This window comes from Verrucomicrobium sp. 3C, from assembly GCF_000379365.1.
GTDB lineage: Bacteria > Verrucomicrobiota > Verrucomicrobiia > Methylacidiphilales > Methylacidiphilaceae > Methylacidimicrobium.
Genome location: NZ_KB901875.1, coordinates 1,750,166 through 1,769,216 on the forward strand (window position 1 = coordinate 1,750,166; position 19,051 = coordinate 1,769,216).

At 62.0% G+C, this 19,051-nt stretch carries 15 protein-coding genes and 3 pseudogenes; 13 read left to right on the forward strand and 5 right to left on the reverse strand.

Annotated elements, in window-relative coordinates; genetic code table 11:
- From A37A_RS16765 to A37A_RS21400, 5 genes and pseudogenes are all read left to right on the forward strand, one after another.
- Positions 1 to 811 (forward strand): RNA-guided endonuclease TnpB family protein (locus A37A_RS16765; RefSeq protein ID WP_018291228.1); only part of this gene is annotated, 811 nt, incomplete at its 5' end.
- Positions 780 to 2,075: an N-acetylglucosamine-6-phosphate deacetylase gene (locus A37A_RS0109255; protein WP_155996547.1), complete on the forward strand. Its 1,296-nt coding sequence runs from the start codon at positions 780 to 782 to the stop codon at positions 2,073 to 2,075. The genes A37A_RS16765 and A37A_RS0109255, both read left to right, overlap by 32 nt.
- Positions 2,072 to 4,330, forward strand: a complete 2,259-nt coding sequence (purL, locus tag A37A_RS16770; protein WP_018291230.1) for a phosphoribosylformylglycinamidine synthase subunit PurL — start codon at positions 2,072 to 2,074, stop codon at positions 4,328 to 4,330. The genes A37A_RS0109255 and purL overlap by 4 nt, the downstream gene beginning before the upstream one ends.
- A 231-nt stretch (positions 4,331 to 4,561) precedes the next feature.
- Positions 4,562 to 4,973 (forward strand): annotated as a pseudogene (locus tag A37A_RS16775) (IS607 family transposase); the annotation flags it as partial.
- Between the two features lie 111 nt (positions 4,974 to 5,084).
- Positions 5,085 to 6,143 (forward strand): annotated as a pseudogene (locus A37A_RS21400) (IS200/IS605 family accessory protein TnpB-related protein); the annotation flags it as partial.
- Positions 6,144 to 6,368: 225 nt separating this feature from the next.
- Here the strand turns inward: A37A_RS21400 and accD are convergent.
- The 3 genes from accD to A37A_RS0109290 all read right to left on the reverse strand — a co-directional run bounded on the left by accD (position 6,369) and on the right by A37A_RS0109290 (position 8,828).
- A complete protein-coding gene (accD, locus tag A37A_RS19230; RefSeq protein ID WP_081616237.1) occupies positions 6,369 to 7,328 on the reverse strand; it encodes an acetyl-CoA carboxylase, carboxyltransferase subunit beta in 960 nt (319 codons plus the stop codon).
- 18 nt (positions 7,329 to 7,346) lie between these two features.
- Positions 7,347 to 7,712, reverse strand: a complete 366-nt coding sequence (locus tag A37A_RS20100; protein ID WP_155996548.1) for a ComF family protein — start codon at positions 7,710 to 7,712, stop codon at positions 7,347 to 7,349.
- A 267-nt stretch (positions 7,713 to 7,979) separates the two neighbouring features.
- Entirely contained in the window at positions 7,980 to 8,828 is an 849-nt protein-coding gene (locus A37A_RS0109290) for a CPBP family intramembrane glutamic endopeptidase (RefSeq protein ID WP_018291234.1), read from the reverse strand.
- A gap of 1,140 nt (positions 8,829 to 9,968) precedes the next feature.
- Here A37A_RS0109290 and A37A_RS0109300 point away from each other — a divergent pair.
- The 8 genes and pseudogenes from A37A_RS0109300 (at position 9,969) to A37A_RS20105 (ending at position 16,440) form a co-directional block, all read left to right on the forward strand.
- Complete coding sequence (locus A37A_RS0109300) at positions 9,969 to 10,940, forward strand: acetyl-CoA carboxylase carboxyltransferase subunit alpha (protein WP_026195761.1); 972 nt, start codon at positions 9,969 to 9,971, stop codon at positions 10,938 to 10,940.
- Between the two features lie 77 nt (positions 10,941 to 11,017).
- Entirely contained in the window at positions 11,018 to 11,425 is a 408-nt protein-coding gene (gene ribH / locus A37A_RS0109305; RefSeq protein ID WP_018291237.1) for a 6,7-dimethyl-8-ribityllumazine synthase, read from the forward strand.
- 67 nt (positions 11,426 to 11,492) lie between these two features.
- Positions 11,493 to 11,945 (forward strand): transcription antitermination factor NusB, encoded by a 453-nt coding sequence (gene nusB / locus A37A_RS16780; RefSeq protein ID WP_081616284.1) that lies wholly within the window; start codon positions 11,493 to 11,495, stop codon positions 11,943 to 11,945.
- A complete protein-coding gene (gene ftsY, locus A37A_RS0109315; RefSeq protein WP_018291239.1) occupies positions 11,942 to 12,790 on the forward strand; it encodes a signal recognition particle-docking protein FtsY in 849 nt (282 codons plus the stop codon). The genes nusB and ftsY overlap by 4 nt, the downstream gene beginning before the upstream one ends.
- Positions 12,791 to 12,800: 10 nt before the next feature.
- Entirely contained in the window at positions 12,801 to 13,847 is a 1,047-nt protein-coding gene (gene ribD / locus A37A_RS16785) for a bifunctional diaminohydroxyphosphoribosylaminopyrimidine deaminase/5-amino-6-(5-phosphoribosylamino)uracil reductase RibD (RefSeq protein WP_018291240.1), read from the forward strand.
- Positions 13,832 to 14,419, forward strand: coding sequence for a phosphoribosyltransferase (locus A37A_RS0109325; protein ID WP_018291241.1), 588 nt, complete (start codon positions 13,832 to 13,834; stop codon positions 14,417 to 14,419). Before ribD ends, A37A_RS0109325 begins: the two co-directional genes overlap by 16 nt.
- 107 nt (positions 14,420 to 14,526) lie before the next feature.
- Positions 14,527 to 15,667 (forward strand): annotated as a pseudogene (locus A37A_RS22155) (AAA family ATPase).
- A gap of 422 nt (positions 15,668 to 16,089) precedes the next feature.
- Positions 16,090 to 16,440, forward strand: a complete 351-nt coding sequence (locus A37A_RS20105) for a hypothetical protein (RefSeq protein ID WP_155996549.1) — start codon at positions 16,090 to 16,092, stop codon at positions 16,438 to 16,440.
- Between the two features lie 20 nt (positions 16,441 to 16,460).
- Here the strand turns inward: A37A_RS20105 and lnt are convergent, their stop codons facing one another.
- Positions 16,461 to 18,092 (reverse strand): apolipoprotein N-acyltransferase, encoded by a 1,632-nt coding sequence (gene lnt / locus A37A_RS16795; RefSeq protein WP_018291243.1) that lies wholly within the window; start codon positions 18,090 to 18,092, stop codon positions 16,461 to 16,463.
- A 464-nt stretch (positions 18,093 to 18,556) separates the two neighbouring features.
- Entirely contained in the window at positions 18,557 to 18,862 is a 306-nt protein-coding gene (locus tag A37A_RS19240; RefSeq protein WP_018291244.1) for a group II intron maturase-specific domain-containing protein, read from the reverse strand.
- Positions 18,863 to 19,051 lie beyond the last annotated feature (189 nt).

A 19,051-nucleotide genomic window follows, 5' to 3' on the forward strand; every position in this document is an offset into this window, starting at 1 on the left:
GAAGAATGCCGTCTCGCTTTATACCCTGGGCGGACGCGTCATCGTTCCGATGCGTCTTGGGGAACACCAGCGGCGCATCCTCTCCTCCGGCCGGCCGAAGGAGGCGGAACTGGTGTTTCGGAAGGGGAACTGGTATTTCAATCTCGTCGTCGAATCCGACGACAAGGAGTCGATCGCATCCGGCCCGGTAATGGGAGTGGATGTCGGCGAAAACAATCTCGCGGCACATAGTTTGGGAGGGATATTCGGCGGCGGTCGTCTGTGCGATCGTCGCGACCGCCATCTCGCCCTGCGTCGCCGTCTCCAGTCCAACGGCAGCCGAAGCGCAAAACAGAAGCTTCGGCAGGTCTCCGGCAAGGAGNGGCGGCACGTCACNCATGTGAACCACGAGACGAGCAAGGCCATCGTGCGGGAGGCGCTCGAGGCCGGAGTTGCCAAGATCATGATGGAGGACCTGACGCATATCCGAGACCGGATCAAGGCTGGCAAGCGCATGCGAGGAAGATTGCATCGCTGGACCTTCCGGCAGCTCCAACGCTTTGTCGAGTACAAGGCGAAATCGGCCGGCATCGCGGTCGAATACGTCGATCCGGCCTACACGAGCCAAACCTGCTCGTCTTGTAAACAATTGGGCAGACGCACGAAGCATCGTTTCGCGTGTCCTCACTGTGGTCTCCGGGCGCATAGCGACTTGAACGCAAGTCGGAACCTTGCCCGGATTGGCGGAACGATGGTTCCGCCAAGGGCGGCCGTAAGCACGCCTAATGTTGGAGGTGCGGATGTTGGCAACCATGTCTGCGCTTCACGATAAAGCCTGCGACTTCAGTCGCGGGTTGTTTACCGCTTCTGTCTCCCTCGGAGCAGTCGGCCTTTCCTCCTCGATTGCCAACCCGCGCCCGCGAGCATACAAGGAATACGCGAAGGTGTCGCGTCAAGTGATCGTTGTCGAGGCTCGCCATTATCGGACGGGAGAAGCTCTGGCTGTTGAGATAGAGCCGCCATTCTACCAGCGGATCGCGCCGGCGCGCCACGACCTCAGGGGTCTCCCTTGGATGGCCCCGGGGCTGGTTGACATTCAGGTCAACGGGTTTAGTGGGGTGGATCTCAACGGAAGCCCGATCGGTCGAAGCGAGTGGAAGCGGCTTTGCCAGAGTCTCCTTGCCGAAGGCTGCACGCACTTTTTGGCGACTGTGATCACCCGTCCGGAGGATTCCTACCGGGAACTCCTTCCTGCCTTGCGGGAGCATTGGGCGGAGGAGCCGATCAACGGCTTGGGCTTTCATCTGGAAGGGCCGTTCCTGCGACCCGAAGAGGGGTATGTCGGCGTTCATGATCCGAAGTGGATGATGCCGGCCGATCCAGCATGGCTTTCCTGGGCGCAGAAGGCCTGCGGCGGTGGCTGCAGGATGATTACCGTGGCCCCGGAGGCTTCCGAGGAAGGGCTCGATCTGGTCCGCGCGGCCGTGGGCGAGGGAATCCGGGTGGCGATCGGCCATTCGGGGGCCATGGGGGCCGCGCTGGCGCAGGCGATCGAAGCGGGGGCTTCCCTTTGGACTCACCTCGGTAACGGGCTGCCCCATCTGCTTCCGAAGTGGGAAAACCCGCTCGTTCATGCCCTCGGGTCGAATTTGCCCTACGCCAGCGTGATTGCCGACGGCATTCATCTGCCGCCGCACGCGCTTCGGGCGGTGGCGCAAGCCTTGGGGGACCGGCTCATCCTGATCACCGACGCCATTGCCGCGGCGGGGATGGGGCAAGGATCCTATCGGCTGGGGGATCGAAGGGTCGATGTGGACGAAGAGGGAAGAGCCGTCGATGTGGCTTCCGGCAGGCTGGCGGGCTCGACCTTGACTCCGTTCGCCGCAGTCTTTCGAGCAGCGGCGCTGCTCGAAAGACCATGGGCGGAATGTTGGGACGCATTCTCGGTGCGGCCCGCCGGCTGGCTCTCGCTCCGCCACGGCTTGGAGGAGGGGGCGGAAGCGAGCTTCTGCTTGTTGGCGGACGAGCCGGAGCCGCGCCTTTTGGCGACCTTCCTCCGAGGAGAACGACGATTTTGGAGCGAGGATCAGGAATGACGAGTCAAGCGGAGAGGCAGAGCCTTGCGGAAAAGACCGGCCTTTTGCCGGAGGAAATCTTGCGGATCGAGGAAGCTCTTGGGCGACCGCCGAATGAGACGGAGCTCGCTCTCTTTTCGGTCCTCTGGAGCGAGCACTGCTGCTACAAGAACTCGAAACGGGAGCTCCGGAAGTTTCCGACGCAAGGGCCTGGGGTTCTCGTCCAGGCCGGAGAGGAAAATGCGGGAGCTCTCGACATCGGCGACGGCTGGGCAGTGGTCTTCAAGATCGAGTCCCATAATCATCCGAGTGCGGTGGAGCCGTTTCAAGGGGCGGCCACGGGGGTGGGCGGGATCCTTCGGGATATCTACACGATGGGAGCCCGGCCGCTCTGTTTCTTGGACTCTTTGCGGCTGGGAGAGATCCGCGGGGAGGACCCAGGCGTGCGGAACAACCGGCGCCTTTTACGAGGCATTGTCGGCGGGATTGCCCATTACGGGAATTGCGTGGGGATTCCGACCGTCGGCGGAGAGCTGACGTTTGACCCGTCCTACGATGGCAATCCCCTGGTCAACGTCTTTTGCGCGGGAGTCGTTCGCCACGATCGGATTCAGAAGGGGGCGGCCGCCGGAGTGGGAAATCCGGTCTTCGTGGCGGGTTCACGGACGGGCAGGGATGGGCTCAAAGGGGCGGCCTTCGCTTCGCGGCTGCTCGGCTCCGACTCGCGGGAGGATCGGCCGGCGGTCCAGGTCGGCGATCCCTTTATGGGCAAGATCCTGATGGAAGCCTGCCTGGAGCTTTTTGAGCGAAAGGGCGTAGTGGTCGGGGTGCAGGACATGGGAGCGGCCGGAATCGGCTGCTCGACGAGCGAAACAGCGGCGCGGGGGAACGTGGGGATGGAGATCGATCTGGACCGAGTAGCGCTTCGGGAACCAGGGTTGCATGCGGCGGACATCCTTCTCTCGGAGTCGCAGGAGAGGATGCTTCTGATTCTTCAACAAGGGAGAGAACGAGAGGCGGAAGAAGTCTTCGCCAAGTGGGGCGTGCCCCTGCAGCAGATTGGAAAGGTGAGCAGCGACGGCCTGCTCCGTTGCCGGATCGGAGGGAAGGCCGTCGTGGAGCTGCCAGCGCGGCTCTTGACGGAGGACGCTCCGGTCTACGAACGGGAGGCAAAGACGTCGTTGTCTTCTTCGGAAGCGATCCTCGTCGAGCGGCCTCTTGGCTTGACGGAGTGCAGGTCGTCCTGGATGGCGATCGCGGGACTTCCCTCCCTGGCCTCCAAGGAATGGGTCTGGCAGCAGTATGATTGGATGGTCGGGATTGGCACAACCATGGGGCCGGAGCGCGCGGATGCGGCGGTTCTCCGCGTTCGTCTGGAGGGTAAGACCAAGTATCTGGCCTTCACCGTCGACGGCAACTCCCGCTATGCGGCGCTCGACCCCTACCGCGGAGGAGAGGCCGCGGTCGCCGAGGCGGTTCGGAATCTGGCGGTAAGCGGAGCGCGCCCGTTGGGAGTCACCGACAATCTCAATTTTGGGGATCCGTATCGGCCGGAAGCTTTTGGACAACTGCGAGGAGCGGTCGAAGGGATCGCGGAGGCATGTCGGGCATTCGGCCTTCCCGTGACGGGAGGAAACGTGAGCCTCTACAATGAATCGCCGATCGGCGCGATTCTGCCTTCCCCGGTGGTTGCGGCAGTCGGTCAAATTGAGCGGAAGGAAGAGATCATTCCCATGGGATTTCAAAGGGAGGGAGATCGTCTGCTGCTCCTCGGGGGGTGGGGAAAGGGGCTTTCTGGTTCGATCTATGCTTGGGAAGTTCTCGGTAGGCGGCAGGGACCGGCACCCATGGTCGATTTGCCACAGGAACAAGGGCTCTGTTCGGTGCTTCGAGCGCTCGCCGCTCGGGGAGTCGTCCATAGCGCTCACGATCTCTCGGACGGAGGATTGGCCATTGCGCTCTTGGAATCGTCTCTGACTGGGACCGGCTGCCTGGGTGCCGAAGTCTCCCTCCCGGCGTCGCCGACCGCAGAGGAGCTTCTGTTCGGAGAGAGCCAGGGAAGGCTGCTCATTACTGTGGCTGAGGAGGAGAAGAAGGCGGTGGAAGAGGAGTGCGCGCGGCGAGAGATCGAGGTGCAATCGATCGGATGGGTCACGGGCTCTTGGCTGAGGCTCGAACAGGGTCAGGATCGACTGGAGATCGAGCTGGCAGAACTGGGACGCATTTGGAAAGGAGCGCTCACGGAGCTCATGGCGGCCACGCCCAAGTTGGATTAGCACCGATGCGGTGAGATTTATTCGGCGACGTCGTCCGCCGCCGGTTGGTCTGCGGGGGGAGGGGTTGCCAACAGCTAAATAATATATGGACACATAGGGAATTTCATGGAAGTATGTTCGAGTGAAGTTGAGTGTCTGGGCCAAGCGGCAGGGCGTTTGCCCGTCCCGGTCGAGCAGTTGCCGACCGGAACGCTGATCGTTCATGCGGAGTCCTCACAACCCAATGGGGTCGCCCTCTACGCGCGGGTATCCAGCACCGATCAAAAAGCGGATCTGGACCGGCAATTGGCTTGGGTTCTCCGAGTTCGCTCTGAGCAAACGGTTGCCGATCGTCAAGGCCGTCAAGGAGGTCGGCTCCGGACTGAACGGCCATCGGAAAGGCATGATTGGGCTGCTCCGTGATCCGAAGGTCGGCGTCATCCTGGTCGAGCATCGCGACCGGCTGATGCGCTTTGGCTTCGAGTACCTTGATGCGGCATTGGCTGCGCAGAGCCGATCGGTCCTGGTGGTGGATCCGGACGAGAGGACCGACGATATCGTGCGCGACTTGCACGAAGTTATCGTTTCTATGTGTGCCAGGCTTTACGGGAAGAGGTCCGCCCAGAACCGCGCCAAGAAGGCGCTCGAAGCGATCCATGAGTAAGCTTCCTGTTTTCACCTACCAGACCCGTTTGACGCTGAACCCGAGCAGGCTTCGTGTCTCGACGCCTATGCGGCGCTCCACGGGCTGGCGCAGCGGACTCTCTTCGCCAAGATGCGGGCTGGCGTTCCCCGGAACGAGCTCAAGCGGTCGTTCCTGCTCCGGTTCGGCCTCACCGCCCGGCAGTTCAACGCCATCCGGATCGAGCTCGAAGGCAAGATCGCCTCAATCCAGGAGAGGCGGCCCGAGTGGATTGAGGAGACCAAAGGGCGGATCAAGAGAGCAGAAGAGGCGATCGGCCGGCTTGAGGAAAAGAAGCCGGGCTCGAGCCTGCTGCACCAGAAAAAGCGGCGGCTTGCCATCCTACGGACGAAGCTCGAGACGCTCCTTGCCGATCAGGAGTCCGGCCAGGTCCGGCTCTGCTTCGGTTCCCGCCGCCTCTTCCGCAAGCAGTTTGCCCTGGAAGAGAGCGGATACGTTGATCATGCCGCTTGGAAGAAGGATTGGCAGACGGAGCGGAGCAGCCAGTTCTTGGTGCTCGGATCGAAGGACGAGACGGCGGGCAACCAGTCCTGCCAAGCAGTAGCCGAACCGGACGGCAGCCTGCGGCTGCGGTTGCGACTGCCGGACGGATTGGGAGGCCCGAGCAAACACCTGGTGCTGGAGGGCGTGCGCTTCGCCTACGGACAGGAAGCGATTCTCCAGGCGCTCTCCGCCAGCCGGCTCGTGACCGCGCAAACCAAGACAGGGAAACTCGTCCGCAAGCGGGAGGGATCCGCGGTGAGCTACCGCTTCGTGCGGGACCGATCGGGGTGGCGGGTGTTTGTGAGCGTCGAGGCGCAACCTGTTGCCCTGGTGACACGCCGCCTTGCCGGAGCGGTCGGCCTCGACATCAACGAGGACCATCTGGCGGTAGCCGAAACGGAGCGCTTCGGCAACCTGGTGAGGATTCGCCGGCTTGGATTGAATCTCTATGGCAAGAGCGAGGAGCAGGCGAAAGCGATCATCGGCAATGCGTGCCGGGAGATCGTCCGGGCCTGCACCGAATCGGGCAAGCCGCTCGTGATCGAGCGATTGGATCTTTGCAAGAGGAAGGTCGAGCTTGAGTCGGTCGATCCCGTTCGGGCTCGCTCGCTCTCTTCCTTCTCCTACGCCAAGGCGATCTCCATGCTCAAGGCGGCTTCTTTTCGTGCCGGAGTTGAAGTGATCGAAGTCAACCCGGCCTACACTTCCGTGATCGGCGCGGTGAACCACGCTCGCCGTCATGGTATCGGTTCTCACCAGGGCGCGGCCTATGCCGTCGCCCGGAGAGGATTGGGTCTATCCGAGCGCCCGTCCGTGCGGGAGGCAATCGACTGTCTCCCGCGCCTCTGTCCCCGAAAGCGCGGGCATTGGGCGCTACCCGGGCTTTGCCGGCGGAACCCCGGCACGCGAACCGTCGGCAGCACTGTTCGGCCGGCGTCCTGGACGATCTACCCTGGTAGAGGAATGATTGTCTATGGTTTTAGGAACGGCGGGAGCCAGGTAATCAAGAAAGGATGTGATCACGGCACGAAGGCGGTGCCGATGGACGATCTGGTCGATCAAGCCTTTCTCGTAGAGGAACTCCGCAGTCTGAAAGCCGTTGGGAAGCTCTTGGTGCGTGGTTTCCCGGATGACCCGGGCTCCCGCAAAACCGATCATGGCCTTGGGTTCGGCGAGAATGATGTCTCCCAGGGAAGCGAAGCTTGCCGTCACTCCCGCCATCGTCGGGTTGGTCAGAATCGATAGAAAGGGCATTCCGGCTCGCTTGAGCCGGACTAGGGCGGCGCTCGTCTTGGCCAATTGCAGGAGGCTGAGCATCCCCTCGTACATGCGGGCGCCCCCCGAAGCCGAGACGATCAAGACCGGCTGGCGCGCTCTGGTGCCTCGCTCGATCGCCCGGGTGATCTTTTCCCCTACGACCGAACCCATGCTCCCGCCGAGGAATTGAAAATCCATGACCGCAAGGGAAACGGCTTTTTGATGGATTCGTCCCGTTCCGCAGATGACCGCATCGCAAAGGCCGGTCTTCTGCTGATAATGAGCGAGTCGGTCCTCGTAGCTCTTGGCGCCATGAAAATGAAGGGTGTCGACCGAAGAGAGGGAGGAGTCGGTCTCTCGGAAGCTGTCGGGATCGACCAGGAGAGCAATCCGTTCGCGAGCGGGAAGCGGAAAGTGGTGCTGGCAGTACTGGCAGACCCGTTGACTCTGAGCGAGTTCCTTGGCGTAGAGCATATGCTCACAGACCGGACATTTCACCCAAAGCCCTCCGGGAATGTTTCGCTTTGGGCCGGAGGGGATGCGGGGTGCTGGATGGCGATCGTGGCTCTTGTTCATGAGAGAGGATGGGTTCAGCTAGGATCGCGCGACCGCCAGAACGCACACCGTCCCAGCCCCCAGCTCCCAGAGCCGGGCCGCACACTCCCGCGCTGTTGTTCCGGTCGTGATTACGTCGTCCACTAATAGCAGGTTTTTGCCGACAAGGTCAAAATGCGTTTGCGGGCGGAAGGCTTCGACGAGATTTCTCGCTCGCTCTGGACTGGGCAGGCCCGCTTGGGGTGGGGTTGGGCGGACTCGGAAGAGGGCTTTTCTGACTGGAATGCCTTGCCTCATGCCCAGGAAGCGGGCGATCTCCTCCGCCTGATTGAAGCCACGGGAGCGCTCTCGAACCGGGGTGGAGCGGAACCGGGACCAGGGCGTCCCAAGCAAAGGTCGCGGCATACGTGCGGAATCCGACCTCGAGCCGTTCGGCCAGCCACGGAATCCGATCCACTTGCTTGCCGTACTTGAGCTCTAGGACCGCTTGCTTTACCGCGCCGGAGTAGCGGTAGGGTGCACGTGCCCAGAAGAAGCGGGGAGGGTTCTCCTGGCAGCGCGGGCAGAGGGAAAATGCCGGCGCAGAGCACCGGGCGCAAAAGGGAGGGCGGTGCTCTCGGAGGGTCCCCTCCTCCGCGCGGGGCGGAAAGAGAAGATCGAGCAGATCGCCCGCTAGGCGGCTCGCCCACGCCGCTGCCACCCAAAGCCGGTCCATAGCAAGATTCCCAAAAAGGCAATCACCAAGGGGCTCCACCAGCCGAGAGGAGATCCACCGGACTGGGCCTCCAGGCCGTAGAGAATGGCGACCCAGAGAGCATGGATCCCGATGGGCAGCCAAAGGGAGCCCGTCACCTGGTAGGCCGCAGCGAGAGCTGCTCCGGCCGAAAAGAGGAGAAGTCCCCGAGGGTCCAACCAGGCAAACGAGAGGATGGGCGCCAAATGGGCCGAAAGGAGATTCCAGCCCGTGAAGAGGGTGAGCGGGCCTTCCGCCGCTGTCGGGCCGGCTCGCAAATAATGGGCGAGGCAAAAAAGGAGCGCGCTTGCGAGGAGGCCGAGGAAGGGACCGAGACCACGCCGGAGGGTGGTGAAGAAGATCCCGCGGAAGAGGAGCTCCTCGGAGAGGGCGATGAGCATGCCTCGGCCGATCCAGAGCGCGAAAGACGCGGGTTCCAGGTGAATGCCGACCTGGTGGCCAGGTCGAGCGGAGAGAGCGAGCGGCAGGAGGCAGAGAAGGCCAGAAACCAATCCCAGCAGGCATCCCAAAAGTAACGGGCGAAGAACGGGCCGGGAAAAGCCGATGTCGGGCCAAGAGCGGATGCCCATCTTTTTTCGGAAGGTCAGCAGGAGGAGGAGAGCCGAGATCTCGAGGACGCGGCGAAAATATCGCTCGGGTGGGGCGGGATAAAGACGGTGCAGGAGTGCATGAATCGCCGGACTCAGCAGGGTGGCGGCCAAGAAGATCGAGAGAAGGTAGGCGAGGAAGGCGAGGAGCGGAGACGGGGATCGCTCAGTCGAAGGCATGGACGGCTCCGAGCATTCGGGGAAGGAGGTCCTCCCGCAAGCAGAATGAGGGACATCCGAGTGCTAGCAGTCATTTCTCGTGCGCCGTGAAAAGGGTGCATCGCCCAGTGGGGAGGGAGTGATCTCCACCCGGCAACTATTGCTCCAGCCGGAAGCACTCGGAGCGGCTACTGGTGGTAACGCCAGCGGTCGAAGCCTCTGGGGGAAAAGGCCCGGGAAGCGGGTCAGCGAGCAAGCAGGCCCTAAGGCAAGTGAACGCTGAACAAAGCCTCGAAACGGGCAATGCGGACGCCGAGCTCGTGAGAGAGAAGCGAAGGCCGTTGTCTCCCTGGGAAGGAGAGCAATACGTGCACTGGGGAGAGCCGCCGGGGTATTGGGCGAGGGCATGCGTGCAAAGGACGATGCATCAACACGGGAGGCCCATCTGGCCGGGAGTTCGGGTTAGCCCCGAGCGGACCGACCGCTGCCCTGCGAGGGGCCGAAGCGGGGCCGGGTGGGAGTCGGATAGGCCCGAGGTACCGGAGAACTCGGAGAAAGTTCGAGGGAGGGAAGGGGCCTTAGTTCAAGGGAAACGTACGAAGGAGAGAGAGCACGGAGATTGGCGGCACGCCTACAACCTCCCTTGCGGGTTCAGAGGCTCCAGAGGACGTTGCAGGAGAAAGCGAAGGCAAGTTCGACCTCATCCCCCTCGGGAGATGTACGCGGAGCTTACCGTGGGCATAATCCTGCACCAACCTTGTCCGGAAGCCGAATGCGGGAAATCCGCCTGTTCGGTTTGATGAGCGGGGAGTGGAAACGGCCGATAGGGAGAGATACTCAGGCACTGTCATACCGAAAGGGGCAGCTCCCGCTATGGCTCTCCTACGTCGCACCGCGCCACTCCTCGACTCCACACAAGCTTTCTCCTGCGGCTTGCGAAATGGGCTCGTCTGCTTCTCTCTCGCTTGGTTTTCCATCCTTGCGGTCTGTCTTCCTACAGCTCCGGTGGAAAACCGGCGCCGCGCCTCGCATCCAATGGCATTTGCGGCGCCTGGGCTACGAACTTTGTGAGAAATGGCGGCTCGTGGAAGGGAATTGGCCACCGTTTTGATTTTTTTCTGATGCGTCAGCCGCCCCTTTCCTCCTATGCTTCAGGGGCAGGTGACGACGACACCACTAGAGTTCGAGAAGCCGATCTGGGAGATGGAGCGTTCTCTGGAAAGCCTCAAGGCGCGAGCCAAGCAGAATCCGGTCGGCTTGAAGGAAGAGATTGCGACCTTGGAAAGACGGCTGGGCGAGGCGCGGCGCTCGCTCTACGCAAGCTTGACCGCTTGGCAGCGCGTCCAGATTGCGCGCCATCCGCAAAGACCTTACACACTCGACTTTTTGGAGCGGTTGGCTCAGGGCTTCCTGGAGTTGGGAGGCGACCGGGCATACGGCAACGATCCCGCGATGGTTGCCGGCTTGGCCACTTTCGGTGGACGAAGAACGGCTTTTATCGGGCAACAAAAGGGGCGGAACCTGAAAGAGAATCTGCGGCGAAACTTTGGCTGCCCGCATCCGGAAGGTTATCGCAAGGCGCTTCGCGTGATGCGGCTGGCGGCGACATTTGGGCTCCCCGTCGTGGCTTTCATCGACACGCCTGGAGCCTATCCGGGCGTTGGGGCGGAAGAGCGCCACATTGGACAGGCGATTGCCGAGAATTTGGCGGAGATGTCGCAGTTGCCCGTGCCGATCCTGGCGGTAGTCCTGGCGGAAGGAGGAAGCGGGGGCGCCCTCGGCATCGGGGTAGCGGACCGAATCCTCATGTTGGAAAATGCCTATTACTCCGTCATTTCTCCCGAAGGGTGCGCGGCGATCCTTTGGGAGAGCCGTTCCCATGCTCCGCAGGCGGCCGAAGCCTTGCGGCTGACAGCCCAGGAACTCCACCAGATGGGGCTGATCGATCGGATCGTCCCGGAGCCGGAAGGTGGGAGCCATCGGGATTGGGACCTAGCGGCACAGTTGCTGGAGAAGGCGCTGATCGGCACGCTCGACGAGATCTGCGGTCGAAACAGAGAGGATCTGCTCTTGGAGCGGTACGAGAAGCTGCGTCGGTACGGTGTCTGGAAAGAAGGGAACGAATCCTTTTAACCGGCAACCCTTTTCGCCGCTGTGGCGGCGAAAAGGGTTGCGGGGAATGTCATCCCGGCTTCTTCTCAGGGGGACATATGCGTTTTGCCATCGTGGCGAGCAGCTATCACAAGGAGTATTGCGACGCCTTGGTTTCGGAGGCGGAAGAGGAGTTGCAGGGGCATGAGCGTACGCTCTGCCGGGTCCCGGGAAGCTTCGAGATTCCGTTGCAGGTCAAGCGGCTCGCACATACGGGACAGTATGATGCGATCCTGGCCTTCGGCGTGGTCTGGCAGGGAGAAACCGCTCACGCGCAGGAGATCTTGCGCGCGGTAACCGATGCGCTCATGAGGATCGCTCTGGAGGAAGATGTCCCGGTGATCCACGAGGTGCTCTCGGTCAAGACCGAAGCCGAGGCTTCGGAGAGAACCCGGGGAGAGCTCTCCCGAGGGAAGGAAGGAGCACGGGCTGCGCTTGCCATGGCCAAGCTCATTGCCGGGGGTTGAGCAGCCGGAGGAGGAGCAACGCGAGAGAGCATTGGGGGAGCTTGGGATGGAGGGGAAAAAGGGAAACATGTCGCCGAGGAGGATGGCCCGGGTGCGAGCGGTGCAATTTCTCTATCAGTGGGGACTGCGTCGGGAGCCGCCCTCGCGCAAAAGCCTGGAAGACTTTTGGGCGCTGAGTCCGGCCGGCGGCTCCGCTTGCCGGTTCGCCGAGGAGTTGATCTTGGGAACGATTGAGCATGTCGCTTCCCTCGATGAGCGCATCGAGCATTACCTGGAGAATTGGCAGATCGAGCGATTGGCCGCAGTCGATCGGAGCATTCTGCGTGTGGCTCTCTACGAGCTTTTCTATCGCGTGGAGATTCCCCCGGTCGTCTCCGTCAATGAAGCGGTGGAGGTGGCGAAGAAGCTGAGCAGCGAGGAATCGGGAAGGTTTGTCAACGGGGTGCTCGACCGGGCGCTGCACGACGTGAACCGGCCGCTTCGGGCGGTTTCGGGTGCAGCAGGGGAAGAAGTAGCATGAAGGGTTTTTGGCGGAAGCTGGGCAGAAGGTTTGCCCCGGAGGAAGAGGAGAAGATCGACTGGGAGGCCCTGATGCTCGAGGCCGATTTGGGATTGGTGCTAACCGAGAGGTTGACCGAGCTATTGCGCGATGAGGGGCTGCTCCGAAAGCCGAAGGAAGCCGAAGAGCGGATCCGTCAGGAGCTGCGAAAGATTCTTGCGATGGAGGCTCCAAAGGTTGCAAATCTGGAAAGACCTGAAGTCATCCTGCTCGTAGGGGTCAATGGCGGAGGAAAGACGACGACGGCGGCAAAGCTGGCCTTTCTCTACGGGAAGGAAGGGAAGCGGGTCGTTCTGGCCGCGGCGGATACGTTTCGCGCGGCAGCGGTCGAGCAGCTCGAGACGTGGGCTCGGCGCATCGGCTCGGGCTTCGTGGCCGGGAGCTCCGGAGCAGATCCGGCGAGCGTGGCCTTTCGGGCGCATCTGCAGGCCGAGGAGGAGAAGGCGCAACTGCTCATCGTCGATACGGCGGGCCGCCTCGCGACCAAGCACAATTTGATGCTAGAGGCGGCGAAGATCCGGCGCACGCTGGCGAAGAGGGATCCTCAGGCTCCCCATCACGTCTGGCTCGTGGTAGACGGCACGGTGGGGACCAATGCCCTCTCGCAGGCGGGGGAGTTTCATCGGGCGGTCGGGCTTTCCGGGCTCGTCGTGACCAAGCTCGATGGCTCTGCCAAGGGTGGGATGATCGCTGCAGTCATGGAAGAACTGAACATTCCCACTCTCTTTGTTGGTACGGGGGAAAAGATCGAGGATCTTCAGAGATTCGATGCCGAGTGGTATATCGAAGAGTTTTTCGGAGGCTGACATCCGCTGGATGCGCAGAGCCTTGATGCTGGCCCGCAAGGGGCTGGGCACGTCGAGTCCCAATCCGCCGGTGGGCGCCGTCCTGGTCCGCGGCGAGAAAGTTCTGGGCGAAGGATTTCACCGGCGCGCCGGGTTGCCTCACGCGGAAGTCGAAGCGATCGAGGATGTCCACCGGAAGGGCAATACCCCGGAAGGCGCTACCCTTTACGTAACGCTCGAGCCCTGTTGCACCAGAGGGCGCACACCGCCCTGTGTCGATCGGATCCTCCGGGAGGGGATCACCCGGGTCATCGTGGCAATGGTCGATCCGAATCCTCTTCACCAAGGGAGGGGTCTTGCCAGGCTCGCGGGCGGGGGAATCGAGGTCCGATTGGGCCCGCTCGAAGAGGAGGCACGGGAGCTGAACCGGCCGTTCATCCGCTGGATTACCAGCGGCAGGCCCTGGGTCGTGCAGAAGAGTGCGACCTCCTTGGACGGGCGAATCGGTACGCGAGCCGGTGATGACCGATGGCTGAGCGGGACCGCTTCGCGACGGATGGCTCATCGGCTCCGTTGGGAGGCGGACGCAATCCTCGTCGGCGCGGAAACCGCGCGCAAGGATGATCCGGCGCTGACCGTCCGCTTGCCCGGCAGGAAAGGCAAGCAGCAGCCTTGGCGAGTCATTGTCAGCCGATCCGGACGGTTGCCGGACCAGCTTCGCCTCTTTACCGACTCCGTTCGGGAACGAACCCTGGTTTTCCGGAACTTTCCGTTGCCGATGGTCTTCGAAGAGCTTGGCCGGCGGGAGGTCTTGCGGGTCTTGGCCGAGGGAGGCGGAAAGCTTGCGGGAAGTCTTTTGGCTGAAGGACTCATCGATGAGATCGCTCTCTTCCTCTGCCCGATGATTCTCGGGGAGGGGCCGTTATCGGTTGATTCGCCTCACCGGCTTCTGGGCACGCATTTCCGGTTGAAGGAGTGCAAGCGGTTGGGCGACGATCTTTTTATTCGAGGAATCCGGAAGGAATCAGCGGGAACGGACAAGGCTGAGGGATTGGGAGGAGCGTGGAGAAGCAGCTGAGAGCGGAGGGCCGCGAGTCGGCGATCGGCACCCTTCTCCTTTCGGAAGAAGCCATTCGTCGGCGGGTCGAGGCGATCGGGGCCGAAATTCGAACCGCCTACTCCTCGGTCCCGTTTACCCTGGTTGGCCTTCTCAACGGAAGCCTTCTCTTCACGGCCGATCTCTTGCGGGAGCTTTCGCCGGAGACGGAGGTCGTGTTTTGGCGGGTGAAGAGTTACCGAGGAATCCTTTCGACGGGCAGCCCGGAGGGGTTGGAGGCGGAAGGAGGGGAGTTTGCCGGCCGCCGGGTGCTCGTGTTGGACGACATCCTCGATAGCGGTTGCACCTTGCAGGCCGTGGAGAAGCGGCTCCGCGCCCTGGGAGCCTCTGCGGTGGACCATTGTGTCCTCCTGGCAAAGCAGAGATTGCGCCCTCCCGGGTCTCCGGTTCCCCGTTGGGTCGGCTTCGAGATTCCCGATCGGTTCGTCGTCGGCTATGGACTCGATTACAACGGGCGCTATCGTGGCTTACGCTCGATCCGGCTGCTCGCGGAAGAGACGATTTTTCCTGGGGGCGCGGAAAGCGCGGGGTAGGGCATCCTTCCAGTGAGCTGGGATGCGGGCGGGCGGTCTGTCAAAGTTTATGGCCAGGCGTAGTGCGGTATAGTATGCGTTTCTCCAGGGAGAGACCAGGATAGGAAATGAGCCTCAAGTTTTGCCGACTCTGGTTGCAGAACTGGAAGAACTTCCTCCAAGTAGAGGTCGATATCGGAGATCGGCTCTTTCTGGTCGGCCCGAACGCTTCGGGGAAGTCGAATTCTCTCGACGCTTTTCGCTTTCTTCGGGATCTCGCACTGCCCGGAGGCGGCTTTCGAGAAGCCATTGCCCGACGCGGGGGCGTGAGCTCGATTCGCTGCTTGGCCGCTCGCCGTTATCCGGACGTCGAAATCCGCGCATCTCTGCAGGCCACCGACGGAGATCGCTGGGAATACCAGCTTGCCTTCAACCAGGACAAGCAGCGCCGTCCCGCCGTGAAGAAAGAAAGGGTTGAGCACAACGGAGAAGTGGTGCTCGACCGGCCCAACGACGAGGACAAAAAGGATTCCGAGCGCCTGACGCAAACCTATCTCGAGCAGGTCAACGTCAACCAGCCGTTCCGGGACATTGCCTTTTTTTGCTTCGATCCGCTACTTGCATATCGTCCCGCAGCTCGTGCGGGAGCCCGACCGCTCGGTGGGGAGGACGAACGACCCGTTCGGAGGCGATTTTCTCGAGCAGATCGCCAAGACTCAGGAACGGACCCGCAATTCTCGGCTGGGGAGGATCCGGAAAGCTCTTTCGGGCGCGGTTCCTCAACTCGTCGAGATCAAGATGGAGCGGGATGCAAAAGGGACGCCGCACCTTCACGGCCAGTATGAGCACTGGAGACCGCAGGGGGCTTGGCAAGAGGAGAACCAGTTTTCCGACGGGACCTTGAGGTTGATGGGGCTTCTATGGGCCATCCTCGAAAAAGGGGGACCCCTGCTGCTGGAGGAGCCCGAGCTTTCCCTTCATCCGGGGATTGTTCGAGTTTTGCCTCAAATGCTCGCTCGAGTGCAGCGACAGACCGGGCGGCAGATCTTCCTGAGCACCCATTCCCAAGACTTGTTTACGGACGAAGGCATAGGATTGGACGAAGTGCTCCTACTTCGGCCCTCCGCCGAGGGCACCGAGGTAAAGCCGGCGGCCGAATTTCCGGAGATCAAAGCGCTGCTCCAAGGCGGAAGCAACCTCGCCGAAGCGATTCTTCCGAAGACGGGGCCAACCGAGCCGGAACAACTGTTCTTGGCGCTCGATCCTTGACGATGTCCGTCGGGAGCACCATCTGCGCTACGGTCGATGGCTCTGTCGATGAGGCCGTCGCGAAAAAGCTGATCGCGCACGTTGGAGCAAGCCCCGGCGAGATTCACATCACAAATGGGAAGACAAATGTCCGAAAGGGGCTCGACGGCTACGTCGCGGCCGCGCGTTACAAGCCTTGGATGGTTCTGATTGATCTCGACCAAGATGCCGATTGCGCTCCGTTGTTACGGAAGGATTGGCTTCCCGCGCGCTGCCATTTCTCACAAATGTCGCATCCGAGGCGCCGCAAATGGGCTTGTCTGCGAGGCGCGGCGCCGGTTTTCCACCGGCGCTGTATGAGGACATACTGCAAGGATGGAAAACCAAGCGAGAGCGAAGCAGACAAGCCCACTTTGCAAGCCGCAGGAGAAAGCTTGGGAGAAATGGCGGCTAAGCCCCGGTTCTGCTTTTGCGTGGCCGTGCGGGTCGTAGAAGCCTGGCTGCTTGCCGATGCGATCCATATCTCCCGCTACTTGGAAATCGATAAGACTAGAATCCCGTCGAATCCGGAAGAACTGCCCGACCCGAAGGCAGCGGTGGTGGAGCTTGCCAGCGGTTCGAGGAATCGAAAAATTCGCACGGACATGGTTCCACGTCCAGAAAGTGGGAGAAAGACCGGACCGCTTTATCCGTCGTTTATGACCGAGTTTATTTGTCGCCTCTGGCAGCCGGACCGAGCGGCCGAGCGTTCGGAGAGCCTCCGACATGCGATCGAGCGACTGAGGAGGCTCTGATCTTCCCGAATGGACACGGCTTACGCTGGATCGGAGTCTTGGGTCATTCTGCTCTTCCGTAAGGAGGGAGCCATTCCCAAGAGGAGAATCGCCACCGAAAGCCAGACGATCCAGTCGCCGACGGCGCGGTAGAGGGTGGGGCGTGGCCGATGCCACTGGGCCACGCCCAGGAGAATGCCTTGGCCTCGATCCGTCTTTGCGTCCGCTTCGGGAAGAGAAGCTACGATGGCGCCATTCTGATTGACGAAGGTGGTGATTCCCGTGTTTCCGCAGCGGAGGAGAGGAAGGTCGAGCTCGATCGCGCGAAGGATGGCATTGGCCAGATGCAGGCGTGCGCCCGGGGTGCCGGTAAACCAGCCGTCGTTGGTGATGTTCACCAGGAGGTCGGGGTTTTCGCGAGCGACCAGGCGGGCATAGTCCGGAAAGGTGTCTTCGAAGCAGATGAGTGGCGCAATCCGCACCATCGGGTTCTGGAGCTGGAAGACGACGGGGGAGGCTCCCGGAGAAAACTCGAGCTCGAAAGGGACGAGGTTCCGGAGGATGGGGAACTGGCTGCCGAGCGGAACGAACTCTCCGAAAGGGACGAGCCGGTTCTTGGCGTAGGTCTGAAGCGACCGGCCTTGGGGAGCGAAGAGGAGGGCATCGTTGAAAAGCTGCACGCCTCGGACGCGCGGGGTTCCCAAGAGAAGCCAGGATTCCGACGTCTCCACCCAGGCAAGGAGGGGCACGCGAAGGGAGGGGGTGGAGAGAAGATCCGCGCCGATCGGGCTTTCCGGCCAGACGATGAACTGAGGCGCCGCTTGGCTCGCTCTCTCGGTGAGAGTGATCTCGCGGACGATGGCTTCCTGCGGATCGGGAGGGCTCTCGACGCTCTGCGGAACGGCGGGTTGGATGAGCGCATAGCGGAGCGTCTGCGCGGTATCCGTCGGGGTCGTGATGAGGACCAAGAGTCCGTAGGAGGCGCTTGCCGCCAGGAGAAAGAGCCCGGCGGCAAGGTCCAGATGAAAGGTTCGCTTCTGCTCGCGGCAGACCTCCGCCCGCAGGCGCAAGCCAGCAAAAAAGAGAAGCGCGTTTCCGAAGGCGAGAAGCCAGGAAAGGAGAAGGCCTCCACCCAGGCGCGCCGTCTGGGCGAAGACGAGCGTCTGAAACTGGGAGACGCCCAGGGTGTTCCAAGGGAACCCCCCGAACAGCCACCCACGAATCCACTCCAGGACAACCCAGGAGGAAGCCAGGCGGGCGGAAGCAAAGAGGTTGCCCCACGATTGGAAAGGAGGGCGGCCGAATGTCCAAAGGCCGGCGAGGGCGAGCCAGAGGGCGGGGTAGAGAGAGAGGTAGAGAACGAGCCCGATCGTTCCCGCGATCGTCACCTTGCCGATCCACCAGAGGGTAGCACCGAAAAAGAGGAGTCCCAGCAGATAGCCCGCGCCCGCACGTTCCCGCCAGTTCCGAAGGATACGGGAGGCCGTCATCGCGGGAAGCAGGGCAACCCAGGCCAGTCCCGACCATGCCTGCGGCGGGAAAGAGAGAGCAAGAAGGAGGCCCGAGAGAAGGCAGAGGAAGGTCGCGGAGCCGAGTCGGAGTGCAGGGCCGCTCCAGCGGCCGCGCGTCGACGAGGGCGTGGAGGAAAGAGGTAAAGGAAGGAGCGGATCCACGAGGCGGGTAGCGGGCTCCCGCCTTTTTTATCCCCGCTCTCTATCGGAAGAAAAGGGATTTTCGGAGCGCCTGCTCGCGGTGGAAGCCATTGGACTCTTTTCGAAGCGGGCCTCCGACTTTGGTCTGCCTGTCTCACAAGCGTTCTCCTGCGGCTTGCGAAAAGGTCCTGTCTGCTTCGTTGGGACTTGGGTTTTTGGCACTCCTTGCCGTATGTCGTCATATCGCTCCGGGGGAAACCTGCGCCCCACCTTGCATCCAGGCCCATCGGTCCGCGCCTCGGGTACGAAATTTGTGTAGAGTCGAGGAGTGGCGCGGTGCGACGTAGGAGAGCCGTAGCGGGAGCTGCCCCTTTCGGTCTGGCAGTGCCTGAGTATCTCTCCCTATCATCCGTCTCCACTCCCCGCTCATCAAACCGACCGTGCGGATTTCCCGCATTCGGCTTTCGGACAAGGTTTGCGCAGGATTATGCCCACGGCAGGCTCCGCGTAGAGCTCCCGAGAGAGATGAGACCCAGCTTCTCCTGGAGAAACGCATCCGGGAACTGAANCTTTCCTTGCCCAGGGACTTTATGCTTGCGGCAGAGCCACCGGCGAAGCCGATACCGGACATGACGATCCACTGCCCGGTACGCTCGGCTGACCGATCCAAGACAGAAGTAGTTTGCCCATCCTTGCAGCCGGGGGTTGAGGAGCAACACCAGTTCCTCACCGTCCCTTCCCAGCGTGTTCCGGCGGAGCCGTTCGCTCACGCTCTGCAGCAGCCGGTTCACCCGTTTCGTGGAGGGTTGAGTCCCCAGGTAGCTTCGGCCCGTGATGGGCTTGTAGCAAAGACCGAAGGTGTAACCGTAGAGTCGAGGAGTGGCGCGGTGCGACGTAGGAGAGCCGTAGCGGGAGCTGCCCCTTTCGGTCTGGCAGTGCCTGAGTATCTCTCCCTATCATCCGTCTCCACTCCCCGCTCA